14 protein-coding genes and 1 pseudogene are annotated in these 16,408 nt (G+C 61.7%); 4 read left to right on the plus strand and 11 right to left on the minus strand.

All coding sequences use genetic code 11. The annotated features are described in order from the left end of the window. Window positions 1–49 precede the first annotated feature (49 nt). From ABE528_RS14765 to ABE528_RS14790, 6 genes are all read right to left on the minus strand, one after another. On the minus strand, window positions 50–1,330 hold the full coding sequence (locus ABE528_RS14765) for a TRAP transporter large permease (RefSeq protein ID WP_152954085.1): 1,281 nt from the start codon (window positions 1,328–1,330) through the stop codon (window positions 50–52). Next, window positions 1,331–1,858 carry a TRAP transporter small permease gene (locus ABE528_RS14770; protein WP_152954086.1) on the minus strand — a complete coding sequence of 176 codons (528 nt, stop codon included), beginning with the start codon at window positions 1,856–1,858 and terminating at the stop codon, window positions 1,331–1,333. Between the two features lie 66 nt (window positions 1,859–1,924). Then, complete coding sequence (locus ABE528_RS14775; RefSeq protein WP_152954087.1) at window positions 1,925–2,896, minus strand: TRAP transporter substrate-binding protein; 972 nt, start codon at window positions 2,894–2,896, stop codon at window positions 1,925–1,927. 65 nt (window positions 2,897–2,961) lie between these two features. Further along, the gene (locus ABE528_RS14780; RefSeq protein WP_346653350.1) at window positions 2,962–3,837 is read right to left on the minus strand and encodes an SMP-30/gluconolactonase/LRE family protein; all 876 of its coding nucleotides are present in this window, start codon (window positions 3,835–3,837) and stop codon (window positions 2,962–2,964) included. A gap of 26 nt (window positions 3,838–3,863) precedes the next feature. Continuing rightward, the gene (locus ABE528_RS14785) at window positions 3,864–4,670 is read right to left on the minus strand and encodes an NAD(P)-dependent oxidoreductase (protein ID WP_346653351.1); all 807 of its coding nucleotides are present in this window, start codon (window positions 4,668–4,670) and stop codon (window positions 3,864–3,866) included. 210 nt (window positions 4,671–4,880) lie between these two features. Then, window positions 4,881–6,125, minus strand: a complete 1,245-nt coding sequence (locus ABE528_RS14790) for an OprD family porin (RefSeq protein ID WP_346653352.1) — start codon at window positions 6,123–6,125, stop codon at window positions 4,881–4,883. A 409-nt stretch (window positions 6,126–6,534) separates the two neighbouring features. On the opposite strand from ABE528_RS14790, the gene ABE528_RS14795 reads away from it, so the two are divergent. Both ABE528_RS14795 and ABE528_RS14800 read left to right on the plus strand, forming a co-directional pair. After that, on the plus strand, window positions 6,535–6,774 hold the full coding sequence (locus tag ABE528_RS14795) for a type II toxin-antitoxin system RelB/DinJ family antitoxin (RefSeq protein WP_103449480.1): 240 nt from the start codon (window positions 6,535–6,537) through the stop codon (window positions 6,772–6,774). Beyond that, window positions 6,764–7,048 (plus strand): annotated as a pseudogene (locus tag ABE528_RS14800) (type II toxin-antitoxin system RelE/ParE family toxin). The gene ABE528_RS14795 and the pseudogene ABE528_RS14800 overlap by 11 nt, the downstream one beginning before the upstream one ends. An 88-nt stretch (window positions 7,049–7,136) precedes the next feature. Here ABE528_RS14800 and ABE528_RS14805 read toward each other — a convergent pair. The 5 genes from ABE528_RS14805 to ABE528_RS14825 form a co-directional block, all read right to left on the minus strand. Then, on the minus strand, window positions 7,137–7,439 hold the full coding sequence (locus ABE528_RS14805; RefSeq protein WP_346653353.1) for a helix-turn-helix domain-containing protein: 303 nt from the start codon (window positions 7,437–7,439) through the stop codon (window positions 7,137–7,139). A gap of 23 nt (window positions 7,440–7,462) precedes the next feature. Then, window positions 7,463–7,882 (minus strand): Bro-N domain-containing protein, encoded by a 420-nt coding sequence (locus tag ABE528_RS14810; RefSeq protein ID WP_346653354.1) that lies wholly within the window; start codon window positions 7,880–7,882, stop codon window positions 7,463–7,465. 200 nt (window positions 7,883–8,082) lie between these two features. Next, on the minus strand, window positions 8,083–9,330 hold the full coding sequence (locus ABE528_RS14815) for a ribonucleotide-diphosphate reductase subunit beta (RefSeq protein ID WP_346653355.1): 1,248 nt from the start codon (window positions 9,328–9,330) through the stop codon (window positions 8,083–8,085). An 872-nt stretch (window positions 9,331–10,202) separates the two neighbouring features. Further along, window positions 10,203–10,334: a hypothetical protein gene (locus ABE528_RS14820; RefSeq protein ID WP_256676297.1), complete on the minus strand. Its 132-nt coding sequence runs from the start codon at window positions 10,332–10,334 to the stop codon at window positions 10,203–10,205. 236 nt (window positions 10,335–10,570) lie between these two features. Next, window positions 10,571–13,450 carry a ribonucleoside-diphosphate reductase subunit alpha gene (locus ABE528_RS14825; protein WP_152954096.1) on the minus strand — a complete coding sequence of 960 codons (2,880 nt, stop codon included), beginning with the start codon at window positions 13,448–13,450 and terminating at the stop codon, window positions 10,571–10,573. Window positions 13,451–14,108: 658 nt separating this feature from the next. Here ABE528_RS14825 and ABE528_RS14830 point away from each other — a divergent pair. Both ABE528_RS14830 and ABE528_RS14835 read left to right on the plus strand, forming a co-directional pair. Beyond that, complete coding sequence (locus tag ABE528_RS14830) at window positions 14,109–14,807, plus strand: response regulator transcription factor (RefSeq protein ID WP_152954097.1); 699 nt, start codon at window positions 14,109–14,111, stop codon at window positions 14,805–14,807. Next, a complete protein-coding gene (locus ABE528_RS14835; RefSeq protein WP_152954098.1) occupies window positions 14,804–16,405 on the plus strand; it encodes an ATP-binding protein in 1,602 nt (533 codons plus the stop codon). The genes ABE528_RS14830 and ABE528_RS14835 overlap by 4 nt, the downstream gene beginning before the upstream one ends. The last annotated feature ends 3 nt before the right edge of the window (window positions 16,406–16,408 follow it).

Raw genomic sequence — 16,408 nt, forward strand, 5'->3', positions numbered from 1 at the left:
GGAGCTGGCTTGCCTGCGATGGGCCGCAAAGCGGCCCCAATTACCAGCGTTACAAGACGACGCTCGGCAGCCAAAGGGAGATGGCCGGAATGTAGGTCACCGCCATCAGCACCATGAACAGCGCCACGTAGAACGGCAGCAGCGCCTTCACCGTGGCCTCGATGCTGACCTTGCCAATCGCCGACCCGACGAACAGCACCGCCCCCACCGGCGGGGTGATCAGTCCGATCCCCAGGTTGACCAGCATGATCATGCCGAAGTGCACCGGGTCCACGCCGATACCGGTGATCACCGGCAGCAGGATCGGGGTGAGGATGAGGATCAGCGGCGCCATGTCCATCACCGTGCCCAGCAGCAGGAGCATGAAGTTGATGCACATCAGGATCACATAGCGGTTGTCCGACAGGGTCAGGAACGCCGTGGTGATCTTCGACGGGATCTGCATCAGGGTCATCACGTAGCCGAAGCTGGCGGCGAAACCGATCAGGATCATCACGATCGAGATGGTCCTCACCGTGCGGTGCATCAGCTTGGGCAGGTCGCGCCACTTGTAGTCGCGGTAGATGAACATGGTCACGAAGAACGACCACACCACCGCCACTGCAGCCGACTCGGTCGCGGTGAACACGCCCGACAGGATGCCGCCGAGGATGATCACCATGGCCATCAGGCCCCACAGGGCTTCACCGGCGATCTTCAGCGCCTGGCGCAGCGGGATCACCTCGCCCTTGGGGTAGTTGCGCTTTTTGGCGAAGATCAGGCACAGGCCCATCATCACCGCGCTCAGCAGCAGCCCGGGCATCACCCCGGCCATGAACAGCGACGCGATCGACACCGTGCCACCCGCCGCCAGCGAGTACAGCACCGAGTTGTGGCTGGGCGGGGTCAGCAGCGCTTGCACCGAGCCGCTGACGGTCACGGCGGTGGAGAACTCGCGGGGGTAGCCCTTGCGCTCCATTTCCGGGATCAGCACCGAGCCCACCGAAGCGGTGTCGGCCACCGACGAGCCGGAGATGGCGCCGAAGAAGGTCGACGCGGTGATGTTCACCAGCGAAAGGCCGCCGCGCACGAAGCCCACCAGCACCCCGGCGAACGCCACCAGGCGCCGTGACATGCCGCCCTCGGCCATGATCGCACCGGCCAGCACGAAGAACGGAATGGCCAGCAGCGAGAACTTGTTAACCCCACTGGCCACCTGGATCATCATCGCCTGCAGCGGGATGTCGATGTACCAGGCGCCGATCAGTGCCGACAGGCCCAGGGCATAGGCCACCGGCATGCCCAGCAGGATCAGCGCAATGAAACTGCCCAACAGAATGAACGCATCCATTTACGCCGCCCCCTCGTTTTCTTCCACCAGGTCGAACCGCACCACCTTGCGCTGGCTCTGGTCGCCCAGCAGGAGTTTCTCCAGCACGAAGATCAGCGTCAGCACGCCACCGACCGGGATCGGCGCATAGCTCATGCCTACCCGCACGCTGGGCAGCGAGGCCATGTACTGGTTCCAGGTGGTGACGCACAGCTTGAAGCCGTAGCAGGTCATGAACACGCAGACCCCCACCATCAACAGCTGCGTGAACACCGACACCAGCCGGCGCAGCGGTTCCGGCAGCCGGTCGGTCACCATCGCCACCGCCATGTGTGCGCCGGCGCGGTAGCTGGCGGCGGCGCCGACGAAGGTGAATACCACCATCAGCATGATGGCCACCGGCTCCGGCCAGCTGGAGCCGGTGCCGAGCACGTAGCGGGCAAAGATGCCCCAGGGAATGATCAGCGTCATCGCCAGCACCGACAGCCCGGCGACCCAGATGCAGGCGCGGTACAGCGTGTCGTTGACGCTCAGGAAAAGCATTTTCATAGGCATCACCAAAGCGACAGGGCGACGGGCGTCGCACTGCCGAGGTCATCTTGAAAGGGGCGGGGGTTACTGGACCGCGTCGATACGCTTCATCAGGTCGGCATACTGCGCACCGTACTTCTCGCGTACCGGGGCGGTGGCGTCATAGAACGGCTTGGTGTCGACGGCGATGAACTCCACGCCGGCGGCCTTGAGCTTCTCTTCGCTGGCGGCGGACTTGGCATCCCACAGCACGCGCTCTTCCATCTGCGCCTCGCGGGCGAGCTTCTTCACCAGCACCTGCTGCTCGGGGGTGAGCTTGTTCCAGGTGGTCTTGGACATCACCACCGGTTCCGGCAGGATCAGGTGGTTGGTCAGGGTGAAGTACTTGGCGCTCTGGTAGTGGTTGTGTTCGAGCAGGGTCGGCGGGTTGTTCTCGGCGCCGTCGATCACCCCGGTCTGCAGGGCGCTGAAGATTTCGCCGGTGTCCATGGCGATGCCATTGCCGCCCATGGCGTTCATCATGTCGATGAACAGCGGGTTGCCCTGCACGCGAATCTTCATGCCCTTGAGGTCAGCGAGGCTGCGCACCGGCTTCTTGGTGTAGAGGCTGCGCGAGCCGCCATCCATCCACGCCAGCGCCACCAGGTTGAATTCGGAGTGGGTGATCTTGTCGAGGATCTCCTGGCCGATCTCGCCGTCGATGACCTTGCGCATGTGCTCATGGTCACGGAACACGAACGGCATGTTGAACACGTTCACGTCTGGCACGACCGGGCCGACGATACCGAGGCTGACGCGGGTCATCTGCACCGCACCGATCTGCGCCTGCTCGATCACTTCCTTCTCCGAGCCGAGCACGCCGCCGGGGAACATCTTGAAGGTGATTTCGCCATTGCTGGCCTGTTCGAGCTTCTTGCCCATGTTCTGTTCGGCGACCACGGTCGGGTAGCCGGCCGGGTGGATCTCGGCGAACTTGATGTCGAGTGCCGAAGCTGGCATCGACAGGCTGAAAGCGAACGGGAGTACGGCAAGAAGCAGCTTGCGTTTGAAGGTCATGGTGAAACTCCGTGGTTTTTATTATCTGGTTTCGCGCGTGAGTGTTGGGTGCTGCAATGTCGTGTTCAGCCGCGCCAGGCAGGTTCCTCCAGGCCCTGGACGCCGGGGCGCAGGGCGAACACGCCACCGGCCAGGGGCTGGTCGCTGAGGTCGCTGCCTGCAGGGCGGATCGAAGTGACGAACAAGGTGTCGAGGTTGGCGCCGCCAAAGGCGCACATCGCCGGCTTCTTCACCGGCACGCTGAGCGAGCGGTCGAGGCGCCCGTCAGGGGTGAAACGGTGGATCTGCCCGGCGTCGTTGCCGCAGATCCAGTAGCAGCCGTCGGCATCGATGGCGGCGCCGTCGGGGCGGCCGGGGAAGGCGCGCATGTCGACGAACAGCCGCTGGTTGTGCGGGGTGCCGCTGTCGATGTCGTAATCGAAGGCCCAGATCTTCTGCACGTTGGGGTGCGAGTCGGACAAGTACATGCGCGAGCCGTCCGGGCTGAAGGCCAGGCCGTTGGGCACGATCATGTCCTTGAGCTGCTGGTGCAGCCGGCCCTCGCCGTCGACCCGGTACAGCGCGCCGACGTGGGCGCCTTGCTGCATATCCATGAGCATGCTGCCGGCCCAGAAGCGGCCTTGGCGGTCGCAGCGGCCATCGTTGAAGCGCATGCCTGGTTGTGGGTGTTCGACCGCAGCGAACAGGCGGCTGTCGAGGCTGCCGTCAGCCCGGGCCTGCAACTGGAAGATGCCGCTTTCCATGCCGGCGAGCCAACCCCGTTCAGTGCGGGCGATGCAGGCGAGCATCTCGTCCCCCTGCCACACCTGATGGGCGCCGTCCTGCCAGCGGTGCAGCTGACGGGCCGGGATGTCGACCCAGTACAGGGCCTGTTCGCTGGGGTGCCACACCGGGCTTTCACCGGTGCCATTGCGGGCGTCGACGATCAGTTCGCAATGCATGCTGGAGCCTCCTGGCAGGGCGCGGATCAGCTGAATGGGCCGGCAGCGACGAAGGCGCCACCCTGGTAGACCATGCTCGGGTCGTCGGCGGCGGGTGCCGGTTTGGCCTCTACCGCAGCGCGGAACACTTCCGAGCTGTCCTTGGGCTGGTAGCCCAGGTGTTCGGCGTAGCGGTTGTCCCACCAGACGGTACGGTTGTCGGATGCGCCGTAGACCACGGTGTGGCCGACATCGGCGGTGAACAGGCCGCGCTCGATCAGCTGGGTGAGGTCGTCGTAGCTCAGCCAGGTGCTGAGCATGCGCGGGTTCTGTGGTTGTTCGAACGAGGAGCCGATACGGATGCTGACGGTCTCGATGCCGTAGCGGTCGAAGTAGAAGCTGGCGACATCCTCGCCGTAGCACTTGGACAGGCCGTAGTAGCTGTCGGGCCGGCGCAGGGCATGGGCGTCGATCGTCTGGCCCTGGCGGTAGAAGCCGATCACATGGTTGGAACTGGCGAAGATGATGCGCTTGACCCCGTGCTTGCGTGCGGCTTCGTAGATGTGGAACACGCCACAGATGTTGGGGCCGAGGATGTCCTCGAAGGCATGCTCGGTGGACACGCCGCCGAAGTGGACGATGGCGTCGACGCCTTCGACCAAGGCATGGACCGCAGCCTTGTCGGCCAGGTCGCAAGGGATGACTTCTTCATGGGGGCCGGTGGCAGGGGCCATCGGCGCGATGTCGGAAAGGCGCAGGACTTCGGCGCAGCCGGTGAGGCGTTGGCGAAGCACCTTGCCCAGGCCGCCTGCGGCTCCGGTGAGCAGCAGGCGCTTGAAGGGGGTGGTGGTCATGGCGGCTCTACTTGTGATTGTTGTAAGTTGTCGTATGACTTTGCTGATTATCGGCAGCGCTTTCCGAGGTTGTCAATGCTGATTGCGTGGGATTCTCCGGCCTCATCGCGGCTAAAGCCGCTCCTACAGGTACAGCGTTGCCTTCAGGTGCCGCGCGGGCCTTGAGGAGCGGCTTTAGCCGCGAACACGGGCGAAGCCCGTGCCATGCGATCACAGCAGCGACAGCGGATAGTTGAAGATCAACCGGTTCTCATCGAACTCGTTGTTGCTGTAATCCCGACGAATGCTCGAGTTGCGCCATTTCACGCTCAGATCCTTGAACGGCCCGCTCTGGATCACATACGCCAGCTCCGACTCGCGCACCCACTCCTTGCCATCGGTCACCGCCCCGCTGTGCACGTCGCGGCCACTGATATAGCGGTTCATCAGGGTCAGCCCCGGCACCCCGAGCGTCACGAAGTTGAAGTCATGGCGCACCTGCCACGAGCGCTCCTCGGCATTGTCGAAACTGGAGTTGTAGCTGTCGTTGGCCAGGGTCCCGCCGCTGGTGCCGTTGACCCGCATCCAGGTGTCGCCATCGACTTTCTGCAGCCCGACCCAGAAGGTGTTGCCGCCGTACTTGGCCGAGAACATCCCCGAATAGGTCTTGTTGTCCAGCTTGCCGGCGCGTTCCGAACCGTCCTCGCCACCGTGGAAGTAGCCCAGGTTGGCGCCGAGGGTCCAGTCGCCCAGCGGCTGGCTGTGGCTCAGTTGCAGGTACTGCTGCTCGTAGACATCCTTGAGCACCGCGTTCCACAGCCCGACCAGGGTGCGGTCCTGGTTGAACTTGTACTCACCACCGACGAAATTGAAGCGGTCCGACAGGCCGCGGCCGTAGCTCATGTCTTCCATGCTCGCGTCGTTGCGCGGGCTGTTGCCGCGGAACTGGCCGCCGTACAGGGTCAGCCCGGCAATTTCGCTGGAGGTCACCTGGCCGCCGCGGAAGGTCTGCGGCAGCGAGCGGCCATCGTCAGAGCGCAGGATCGGCAGCACTGGCATCCATTCGCCGATCTTCAGTTCGGTCTTGGAGATACGCGCCTTGCCCGCCACTGCCAGGCGCCCGTAGTCATCCGCCGGCCGTCCGTCATCATGACGTGGCAACAGCCCGGTGCCATAGGTGCCGCCACCGCCATCGAGCTTCACCGACCACAGCCCCAGCACGTCCGCGCCAAACCCCACCGGCCCCTCGGTGAAGCCCGAACGGGCATCGAGAATGAAGCTCTGGGTCCACTCTTCGGCCTTGCTCTGCGGGTTGCTGGGGTTGGTGAAGTTACGGTTGATGTAGAAGTTGCGCAGGCCCAGCACGGCCTTGCTGTCTTCGATGAAGCCTTGGGCGAGGCTGATCCCCGGCATGCCGCCGAGCAGGCTGGCGCCGATCAGCGCAAAGGGAAGGGATGTCTGGCAGATTTTCGACATGGGATGGGTCCGCTGATATTGTTTTTGTTATGTGTTGTCGTACAACTGCGGCGATTTTTATCAAGCCGAAAATCAACTGTCAACGCTTTGAAGATCAATAAATTCGAGCCGTCAAGTGAAAACTCATCGGCGATGGCTCTAGCTCAAGGACTTGGATGAATTTAAAGTCATACTATGACAGCGGGCACATGGATGGCCGCTGGCGCCTTTTTTTCGTTAACTGCTTCGGCTATGCAGAGCCTCGTGCCTAGCGCCTCACCCAGCGGTAGCGCGCTTGCTCGTGAACACCGGCGGAGTTGGTGCCATGAAGGCCCATCATTCCTAGGGTTCTTAAAGACGGACAGCAGTTGCGCAATGGCTAAGATAAGTGCATTGTAATGACGAATGTCTTTACCTAGAGGGTCGTCCCATGGCGTCCATCAATATCCGCGTCGATGACGAACTCAAAGCCCGCGCTTACCAGGAACTAGAACGGCTGGGCGTAACCCCTTCCGAACTCATGCGCCAGGCGCTGCAATACGTGGCCGAACGAGGCAAGCTACCTTTTCGACCCGTCCTGATGACTGAGGAAGACGAAGACCTGATCGCGATTGTGAGGGAGCGACTTGCCTCCCCGCAGCGCGTGAGGGTCCAACTGGATGACCTATAGTCTCGACTTCGATTCACGTGCGTTGAAAGAATGGAAGAAGCTGGGGGATACGGTTCGTCAGCAGTTCAAGAAGAAGCTGGCCGAGGTTCTGCTGAACCCGCGAGTGGAGGCCAACCGGCTTGGCTCGTTGCCCGATTGCTACAAGATAAAACTTCGCAGCAGTGGCTAGCGCTTGGTCTATCAGGTCATTGATCAAGAGGTGGTGGTGTTTTTGGTGGCCGTTGATCGTCGCGAGCGCGATCAGGTTTATCGGAAGGCGGCCGAGCGATTGTAGTGACCCTTTCAACTGCTTTTCGCCCTTGAGTTCAGTCCGCTCAGACTCCTCTACTGCACGCCTTTCAGGTTCGACTCTGCCGCCTCGATCAGGAATCTTTCTCGGTCACCGATTTGAGACGCACCCTGTGTTCAGTTGCGAATGAAGCAGGGGAAGACATCGGCACGTCCTGGAATACCTCGTCGAGCAAGCCCAAGTGCCAGAGCGCGATCATGTAGCTACGCATCTCCACGGTCGGCGTTCCTGCCTCAATTTTGGCAAGCGTGGTGATGGACAATCCGGACTGAGCGGCAAGGTCTTTCTGGCGAATTTTCCGTTCAAGGCGCCTGGTTTTGGCCAGAAGCCCTATTTTCATCAGCCTGTCGGCGCATGCCAAGGGAAAAACGTTCATTTTAAGACCTGCTATAACAGTGCTTATGAGAGATAAAAACTACTATAGCAAGCCTTATGATTGAGAGGGTCGCATGGCCAGCACATCCGCCCCAGCCGCGGCGTATCCGTTTCCCCATCCACCTGCCCATCACGCAGCACCGCCACCACCTCATGGGTCAGCCACCAGCGCAGATGGCGGTTCTCCGGAACATGGTGATGCGCCAGCAAGGTATAGGCCCCGGACTCGCTGACCATCGTGGTCTCCTGGTACTGCCCGTAGCGCAGCAGCTGCACGTTGCGGTACTGGTCCGGGTCGAGCTTGCGGATGCAGTGTTCGTCGAAGAAGCGAGCGCTCAGCCGGCCGAGTTCGTGGGCGCAGAACCAGGCTTGGGATTCGAGCCAGAGGGTGTGGAGGGGGCGGTTGTGGCGGGTGAAGAGGGTGGAGGTATAGACACTGTTCATGATTGGCCATCCTGATGTGGGAGAGCCGTTTCTGACGGGAACGGGATGCCGCTATGTGAGCGTTCTTAAGCGCCGGAAAACGTTATCGTGATGGCAAGCGACAGGCAATCCCGTAGTTTGTAGGACATATCCTGTTCTGTTATCGCAGGCAATAAAAAAGGCTGCCATTCGGCAGCCTTCTCGATGCTCAGCCCGGACAATCAATCCCAGCTCAGCGCACCACCCGTCTGATACTCGATCACGCGAGTCTCGAAGAAGTTCTTCTCCTTCTTCAAGTCCATGATTTCGCTCATCCATGGGAACGGGTTGGTAGTCCCCGGGTACTCTTCCTTCAGACCAATCTGGGTCAGGCGACGGTTGGCGATGAACTTGAGGTAGTCCTCCATCATCGCGGCGTTCATGCCCAGTACGCCGCGTGGCATGGTGTCACGGGCGTATTCGATCTCCAGTTGGGTCCCTTGCAGGATCATCTGGGTCGCTTCTTCCTTCATCGCCGCGTCCCACAGGTGCGGGTTCTCGATCTTGATCTGGTTGATCACGTCGATACCGAAGTTCAGGTGCATCGACTCGTCACGCAGGATGTACTGGAACTGCTCGGCCACGCCGGTCATCTTGTTGCGGCGGCCCATCGACAGGATCTGGGTGAAGCCGCAGTAGAAGAAGATGCCTTCCAGTACGCAGTAGTAGGCGATCAGGTTGCGCAGCAGCTCTTTGTCGGTCTCGACGGTACCGGTGTTGAATTCCGGGTCGGAGATGGCGCGGGTGTACTTCAGGCCCCAGGCTGCCTTCTTAGCGACCGACGGGATCTCGTGGTACATGTTGAAGATCTCGCCTTCATCCATGCCCAGCGACTCGATGCAGTACTGGTAGGCGTGGGTGTGGATCGCCTCTTCGAAGGCCTGGCGCAGGATGTACTGGCGGCACTCCGGGTTGGTGATCAGGCGGTACACGGCCAGCGCCAGGTTGTTGGCAACCAGCGAGTCGGCAGTGGAGAAGAAGCCGAGGTTGCGCATGACGATGCGGCGCTCGTCTTCGGTCAGGCCGTCCATGCTCTTCCACAGGGCGATGTCGGCGGTCATGTTGACCTCTTGCGGCATCCAGTGGTTGGCGCAGCCGTCGAGGTACTTCTGCCAGGCCCAGTCGTACTTGAACGGCACCAGCTGGTTGAGGTCGGCGCGGCAGTTGATCATGCGCTTTTCGTCAACGGCGACGCGGGCCGAGGAGCCTTCCAGCTCGGCCAGGCCTTCGGCGACGTCGAGGGCGTCGAGGGCGGCCTTGGCGCGCTTGACAGCGTCGGAGTCAGAGGCGGTGGCGGCGCGGGCTTCCAGGGCGGCGGCACCGCCGGCGCTGTCGAGCTTGTCGATACCTGGCTGGCTGGCTTGAGTGCTACTTGGGCCTTTAGTGGTGACTTCGTTTTCGTCCTTGTCGAATTCGTCCCAGCTCAGCATGGTGTTTTGGCTCCGCTTGTGGGTCGCATGGGGGCGACCGTAGAAATTTAAGATGAAGTGATATTGCTAGAGACCATGTAGGAATCGCCTCGGCTCACGAGGTAACCCCACAAGGTTTCGAATTCTGGTTTGAATGGCCATGAGCTCAGTGATCAGCAATCACATGCTTCGTTGGCGCACCGACCGCGAAAGGCATCCGGAGGCAGGGGCCCGACCATCGTAAGCGGTCAGAATTTTGAGCCGCTTTTTGAGGGGCAGCATTGTACCGGAAAACAGCAATTCAGGGGCTTTCATGTCGTGTCTCCGATCTCTTTTTTGGGGTAAGAGACCCGGTAACCGTCGATGAGTTTGTCAAGACGCCAGAAGGACAAAATTCGCCTATATGGTGTTGTGTCTTGTTCCGAAGCACACGATATAGTTTTGGGGGGGAGGGGACAAGGGAGAAATTCGAGCCAGGTTTGCCTTGAGTCAAAAGGATGGGCCTTAGGCCGCGTGGAACCGGAGCTACGGGCGGCCAGCGTCAGCTAAGCGATAGACGAATGGCAATGAAGCAATGGGGGGAGTCAATGAAGCGAGAGGAATGGAAGCGCTGAGACAAAAAACAAGCAAAAAAATCCGGAGCCATAGCTCCGGTTTTTTTCAATGTGGATGTATGGGAGAGAAGACTACCGGCATCTGGTAATTGTGGCGGCCAAGGGTTCTGAGATAGGTAGTCATAAGACCTCGGTGCCATGAAATCGGTCACAGATGTGGAGGAGTCATCGCATCTGCTCCAAGTAAAGCCGCAGCGTGGAAAAGGAAGAGTGAAGAAATGAGCAAGGGTACCCAAAAAACAGAAGCCGGGAGTATTGCCCTCCCGGCTTTTTCTGCATTTACTTCGATTTCTTCACGGTTTCAACCACGTGGGTCTTGGGGTTCTGACGAGCCTTTTCGACCGTGGTGAAGCGCCCGCTATCCGCATCGCGACCGATTTTCTGGCCGCCGGATGATGTCTTTTTAGACATAGGGTGATCTCCAATTAGATGAGCATCACTTGACACTAGTCCTGACAGGCACGAAAATTCGCGCTCACTTTAGATCTGTAGGATCTAGCCTCCCGTTGAACGATGCTCTTCGTTCTTGGGAGATTGAAACCCGATGCAGTTCCCGCTGCGTCGGGTTTTTTATTGCCTTTTGAAAGCTTTACATCCGCTTGAGGCAGGAAAAAGCTGGGTAAGCCTTTCTCCTGCCGCACTAGGCCTTACTGGCAGGCTTCGCAATCCGGCTCGTCGATCGCGCAGGCCTTCGGCACTGGCGCGGGGCCCGCTGCCTGGACCGGGGCGCTGTCGCCACCGCTGGAAACGGCGTTGAGCTTGCCGGTGTTGATGGTCGACTTCTCGGTGCTGGTCGCGGCCAGGGCACGGAGGTAGTAGGTGGTCTTCAGACCACGGTACCAGGCCATGCGGTAGGTCACGTCCAGCTTCTTGCCCGAGGCGCCAGCGATGTACAGGTTCAGCGACTGGGCCTGGTCGATCCACTTCTGGCGACGGGAGGCTGCGTCGACGATCCACTTGGTCTCGACTTCGAACGCGGTGGCGTACAGGTCTTTCAGCTCTTGCGGGATACGCTCGATCTGCTGCACCGAACCGTCGTAGTACTTCAGGTCGTTGATCATCACCGAGTCCCACAGGTCGCGGGCCTTCAGGTCGCGAACCAGGTACGGGTTGATCACGGTGAACTCGCCCGACAGGTTCGATTTCACGTACAGGTTCTGGTAGGTCGGCTCGATCGACTGCGACACGCCAGTGATGTTGGCGATGGTCGCGGTTGGCGCGATGGCCATGATGTTCGAGTTACGAATGCCTTTCTGCACGCGGGCACGCACCGGCGCCCAGTCCAGCGACTCTTCCAGGTTGACGTCGATGTACTTCTGGCCACGGGCTTCGATCAGGATCTGTTGCGAATCCAGTGGCAGGATGCCCTTGGACCACAGCGAACCCTGGAAGGTCTCGTAGGCGCCACGCTCGTCGGCCAGGTCGCAGGACGCCTGGATCGCGTAGTAGCTGACCGCTTCCATCGACTTGTCGGCGAACTCGACGGCAGCGTCGGAGCCGTACGGGATGTGCTGCAGGTACAGCGCGTCCTGGAAGCCCATGATGCCGAGGCCGACCGGGCGGTGCTTGAAGTTCGAGTTCCGCGCTTGTGGCACCGAGTAGTAGTTGATGTCGATCACGTTGTCGAGCATGCGCACGGCGGTGTTCACGGTGCGTTGCAGCTTGGCGGTGTCCAGCTTGCCATCGACGATGTGGTTCGGCAGGTTGATCGAGCCCAGGTTGCAGACCGCGATCTCGTCCTTGTTGGTGTTCAGGGTGATCTCGGTGCACAGGTTCGAGCTGTGGACCACGCCCACGTGCTGCTGCGGCGAGCGCAGGTTGCACGGGTCCTTGAAGGTCAGCCATGGGTGGCCGGTCTCGAACAGCATCGACAGCATCTTGCGCCACAGGTCTTTGGCCTGGATGGTCTTGAACACCTTGATCTTGTTGTACTCGGTCAGGGCTTCGTAGTACTCGTAGCGCTCTTCGAAGGCCTTGCCGGTCAGGTCGTGCAGATCAGGCACTTCCGATGGCGAGAACAGGGTCCACTTGCCGTCATCGAAGACGCGCTTCATGAACAGGTCAGGGATCCAGTTGGCGGTGTTCATGTCGTGGGTACGACGACGGTCATCACCGGTGTTCTTGCGCAGCTCGATGAATTCTTCGATGTCCAGGTGCCAGGTTTCCAGGTAGGCGCACACGGCGCCTTTGCGCTTGCCACCCTGGTTGACGGCAACGGCGGTGTCGTTGACCACTTTCAGGAACGGCACGACGCCCTGGGATTTGCCGTTGGTGCCCTTGATGTAGGAGCCCAGTGCACGCACAGGGGTCCAGTCGTTGCCCAGGCCACCGGCGAATTTCGACAGCATGGCGTTGTCGTGGATCGCGTGGTAGATGCCCGACAGGTCGTCTGGCACGGTGGTCAGGTAGCAGCTCGACAGCTGCGGGCGCAGGGTGCCGGCGTTGAACAGGGTCGGGGTCGAAGCCATGTAGTCGAACGACGAGAGCAGGTTGTAGAACTCGATCGCACGGGCTTCTTTGTCTTTCTCTTCCAGCGCCAGGCCCATGGCCACACGCATGAAGAACACCTGCGGCAGCTCGAAGCGCACGCCATCCTTGTGGATGAAGTAGCGGTCGTACAGGGTCTGCAGGCCCAGGTAGGTGAACTGCTGGTCGCGCTCGTGGTTGATCGCCTTGCCCAGTTTTTCCAGGTCGAAGTCGGCCAGTGCCGGGTTCAGCAACTCGAACTCGATACCTTTGGCGACATAGGCCGGCAGGGCCTTGGCGTACAGGTCGGCCATCTCGTGGTGGGTGGCGCTGTCGGCCACTTCGAGGAAGCCCAGGCCTTCGGCGCGCAGGGTGTCCATCAGCAGGCGGGCGGTGACGAACGAGTAGTTCGGCTCACGCTCGACCAGGGTACGGGCGGTCATCACCAGGGCGGTGTTGACGTCCTTGATGGCCACGCCGTCGTACAGGTTCTTCAGGGTTTCGCGCTGGATCAGGTCGCCATCGACTTCGGCCAGGCCTTCGCAGGCTTCGCTGATGATGGTGTTCAGGCGCGCCATGTCCAGCGGCGCCAGGCTGCCATCGGCCAGGGTGATGCGGATGCTTGGGTGCGGCTCGACCACGGACTCGGCGTTGCTGCGGGTCGCGCGCTCCTTGGCGCGCTGGTCGCGGTAGATCACGTAGTCACGGGCGACTTTCTGCTCGCCGGCACGCATCAGGGCCAGTTCGACCTGGTCCTGGATTTCTTCGATGTGGATGGTGCCACCCGATGGCATGCGACGCTTGAACGTGGCGGTGACCTGCTCGGTCAGGCGTGCAACGGTGTCGTGGATGCGCGACGAGGCAGCGGCGGTGCCGCCTTCAACTGCGAGGAACGCCTTGGTGATGGCCACGGTGATCTTGTCGTCGGTGTAGGGGACGACAGTGCCGTTGCGCTTGATCACGCGCAGTTGGCCCGGAGCGGTGGCGGCCAGATCCTGGTTGGAATCGGCGGCCTGCGGCGCCAAAGCCTGCGGGTTCTCGCGAGTCGTGTCGGTTTGCATGGGTGGGTGTCTCCACAGTTTCAATAGTGTTCAGGCGCCTTCTGGGCGCCCACCGTTCCGTCCACTTGCTCGATGGCCTTGGCGAGGATGCGTCATGCGCGCGCATCCACCCGCTCGGGCGTACCGACTTCGGGACAGATCAGGAAATGGGGGCAAGAACCTTGCCGCTCCCTGGCCGAAGTCAAATGCTCTGGGTTGAGCCAGAGCAGGCTGTTCAGTATCCGCTAGGAGCGGTTGGATCGTTGAAACCACGACGAGTTCTGCCAGAAAAATCGCTTGAATTTTTCTGCTGACTCATGCTTGGCGTGGGTGACTGAAACCCAACATCTAGTGGTTTGCTGCGCTGGGGATACAAGATAATGCGGTACAGGGGTCTTTGCAAGGCGATCGGCTGTGGATAACTTGTGCGTACTTTGTGAGTGAATAGTGGGTAATCGCTGTAGGCCTAGTGCCAAGTGGTGTTCACTATTTTTCTCTTGCTCGCTGCCCCCAGGCAGAATTTTTTGGGCGCGCACCCTAACACAAAAAACGGTTCAGTTGAGGCCACCGCCGGACAGGTTGGCAGTGCCGGCGGGCGGCACGTAGTATCCGAGGGTGATGTTGCCTTTTGGTTAAAGGCGGGTACCGAAATAAAAACAACAATACAAAGGCAGGGGCCATGGACCAACCCAGCAATCGCATCCTCATCGTCGAAGACGACCAGCGCCTGGCCGAGCTCACCGCCGAATACCTGCAGGCCAACGGCTACGAGGTCACCGTGGAGGGCGATGGCGCCCGTGCCGCTCGCCGCATCATCGACAGCCAGCCGGACCTGGTAATCCTCGACCTGATGCTGCCCGGCGAAGACGGCCTGAGCATCTGCCGCCGCGTGCGCGGCCAGTATCCCGGCCCGATTCTGATGCTGACGGCCCGTAGCGACGAGCTCGATCAGGTCCAGGGCCTGGACCTGGGTGCCGACGACTACGTGTGCAAGCCGGTGCGCCCGCGTTTGCTGCTGGCGCGGATTCAGGCCCTGCTGCGGCGCAGCGAAAGCACGGACAACAAGCGCCACGACCTGGCCTTCGGCCCGCTGCGCATCGACAACCGCCTGCGCGAAGCCTGGCTCGACGCGCAGCAGATCGACCTCACCGGTGCTGAATTCGACCTGCTCTGGCTGCTGGCCAGCAACGCCGGGCGGGTGCTGTCGCGCGAGCAGATCTTCACCGCCTTGCGCGGGGTCGGCTACGACGGCCAGGACCGCTCCATCGACGTGCGCATTTCCAGGATCCGCCCCAAGATCGGCGACGACCCGATCCACCCGCGGCTGATCAAGACACTGCGCAGCAAGGGTTACCTGTTCGTTGGCGATGCCCCATGAACCGCTCGATCTTCCTGCGCATCTACGGCGGCATGCTCGCTGTGCTGGTGCTGGTGGCGCTGCTTGGCGCGCTCAGCCTGCACCTGGTCAATGAAGTGCGCGCGGCCCAGCACCGCGAGCGGCTGGCCCAGGGCACGTTCAGCCTGATGGCCGACAACCTGGCGCAGCAGAACGAGACCGAGCGCAAGCGCTCGTTGCTGATGTGGGAGCGCTTGCTGGGCGTGCCGCTGGAGCTGCAGCCGATGTCGGCGCGCACACTCGATGGCGGCCAGCGCGCCCGCCTGTACCGTGGCCTGGTGGTGGTGGAGAAGACCGGGCCGCACGCCGCCCAGGTGCTGCGCAAGGTCGGCCAGGAAGACCTGTTGCTGGTGGCCCAGGTCAAGCAGGTCAGCGAGCAGTTGGCACGTGCCACGCTTTATCTGCTGGCCGATGAACTGGTGCGCTACCCGGTGACCGAGCAGCAGCAGCGCCTGGCAGACATCACCCAGAGCAAGGGCTTCGGTTTCGGCGTCGCCTTGCAGCGCATCGAGCGGGTCGGCCTGGACGATGACCAGCGGCGCCGGGTGGAGGAAGGGGATACGGTGATGGCGCTGGGCCGTGACGGTGATTCGATCCGTGTGTTCGCCGGCCTGCCAGGCTCGCCGCTGGTGCTGGAGATCGGCCCGCTGTATCAGCTCAACCCCTATCCGCCGCAGTTGCTGATCCTGATTGCCTTCCTCGGCCTGTGCCTGATCGGCCTGGTGGTGTACCTGCTGGTGCGCCAGCTGGAACGGCGCGTGTCGGGCATGGAAATCGCCGCCACGCGCATCGCCCAGGGCAGCCTCGACACCCGCGTGCCGGCCGGTGATGCCGATTCGGTGGGGCGCCTGGCTGCGGCCTTCAATGGCATGGCCGAGCACCTGCAGCGCTCGCTTAACATGCAGCGCGAGCTGGTGCGTGCGGTGTCCCACGAACTGCGCACCCCCGTGGCACGCCTGCGCTTTGGCCTGGAGATGATCGAAAGCGCGACCACCGAGCAGGCCCGCGCCAAGCACCTGGCCGGCATGGATGGCGATATCCAGGACCTGGACAAGCTGGTCGACGAGATGCTGACCTACGCACGCCTGGAGCAGGGCGCCCCGGCGCTGAAGTTCCAGCGTATCGAACTGGATGCCTTGCTCGACCGGGTGATCGAAGAGTTGGCGCCGCTCAACAGCAAGGTGCGCTTGCTGCGTGGGGCGTGCCAGGCCAGCGACGGCTGCTGGGTCGAAGCCGAACCGCGTTACCTGCATCGTGCGCTGCAGAACCTGGTGAGCAATGCCCTGCGCCATGCCGGCAGTGAGGTGCGCCTGAGCTACCAACTGGGCCAGCAGCGTTGCCGCATCGATGTGGAAGACGATGGCCCGGGCATCCCCGAAGGCGTCTGGGATCGGATCTTCACCCCCTTCACCCGGCTCGACGACAGCCGCACCCGTGCTTCCGGCGGGCATGGCCTGGGGCTGTCGATCGTGCGGCGGATCATCTACTGGCACGCTGGCCGCGCCACGGTGGGGCGCAGCGAGGCGCTGGGCGGGGCTTGCTTCAGCCTCAACTGGCCGCGTGAGCAAGCGCCGCAGTAAGGC

Source organism: Pseudomonas sp. TWI628 (assembly GCF_039673865.1).
GTDB lineage: Bacteria > Pseudomonadota > Gammaproteobacteria > Pseudomonadales > Pseudomonadaceae > Aquipseudomonas.

What these genes read in the sequence shown, in the direction of transcription:
- ABE528_RS14815 (WP_346653355.1), bottom strand. Translation starts at nt 9,330, where the DNA reads ATGCTGAGCTGGGACGAATTCGACAAGGACGAAAACGAAGTCACCACT.
- ABE528_RS14790 (WP_346653352.1), bottom strand. Translation starts at nt 6,125, where the DNA reads ATGTCGAAAATCTGCCAGACATCCCTTCCCTTTGCGCTGATCGGCGCC.
- ABE528_RS14780 (WP_346653350.1), bottom strand. Translation starts at nt 3,837, where the DNA reads ATGCATTGCGAACTGATCGTCGACGCCCGCAATGGCACCGGTGAAAGC.
- ABE528_RS14775 (WP_152954087.1), bottom strand. Translation starts at nt 2,896, where the DNA reads ATGACCTTCAAACGCAAGCTGCTTCTTGCCGTACTCCCGTTCGCTTTC.
- ABE528_RS14820 (WP_256676297.1), bottom strand. Translation starts at nt 10,334, where the DNA reads ATGTCTAAAAAGACATCATCCGGCGGCCAGAAAATCGGTCGCGATGCG.
- ABE528_RS14830 (WP_152954097.1), top strand. Translation starts at nt 14,109, where the DNA reads ATGGACCAACCCAGCAATCGCATCCTCATCGTCGAAGACGACCAGCGC.
- ABE528_RS14770 (WP_152954086.1), bottom strand. Translation starts at nt 1,858, where the DNA reads ATGAAAATGCTTTTCCTGAGCGTCAACGACACGCTGTACCGCGCCTGC.
- ABE528_RS14785 (WP_346653351.1), bottom strand. Translation starts at nt 4,670, where the DNA reads ATGACCACCACCCCCTTCAAGCGCCTGCTGCTCACCGGAGCCGCAGGC.
- ABE528_RS14835 (WP_152954098.1), top strand. Translation starts at nt 14,804, where the DNA reads ATGAACCGCTCGATCTTCCTGCGCATCTACGGCGGCATGCTCGCTGTG.
- ABE528_RS14765 (WP_152954085.1), bottom strand. Translation starts at nt 1,330, where the DNA reads ATGGATGCGTTCATTCTGTTGGGCAGTTTCATTGCGCTGATCCTGCTG.
- ABE528_RS14810 (WP_346653354.1), bottom strand. Translation starts at nt 7,882, where the DNA reads ATGAACAGTGTCTATACCTCCACCCTCTTCACCCGCCACAACCGCCCC.
- ABE528_RS14825 (WP_152954096.1), bottom strand. Translation starts at nt 13,450, where the DNA reads ATGCAAACCGACACGACTCGCGAGAACCCGCAGGCTTTGGCGCCGCAG.
- ABE528_RS14795 (WP_103449480.1), top strand. Translation starts at nt 6,535, where the DNA reads ATGGCGTCCATCAATATCCGCGTCGATGACGAACTCAAAGCCCGCGCT.
- ABE528_RS14805 (WP_346653353.1), bottom strand. Translation starts at nt 7,439, where the DNA reads ATGAACGTTTTTCCCTTGGCATGCGCCGACAGGCTGATGAAAATAGGG.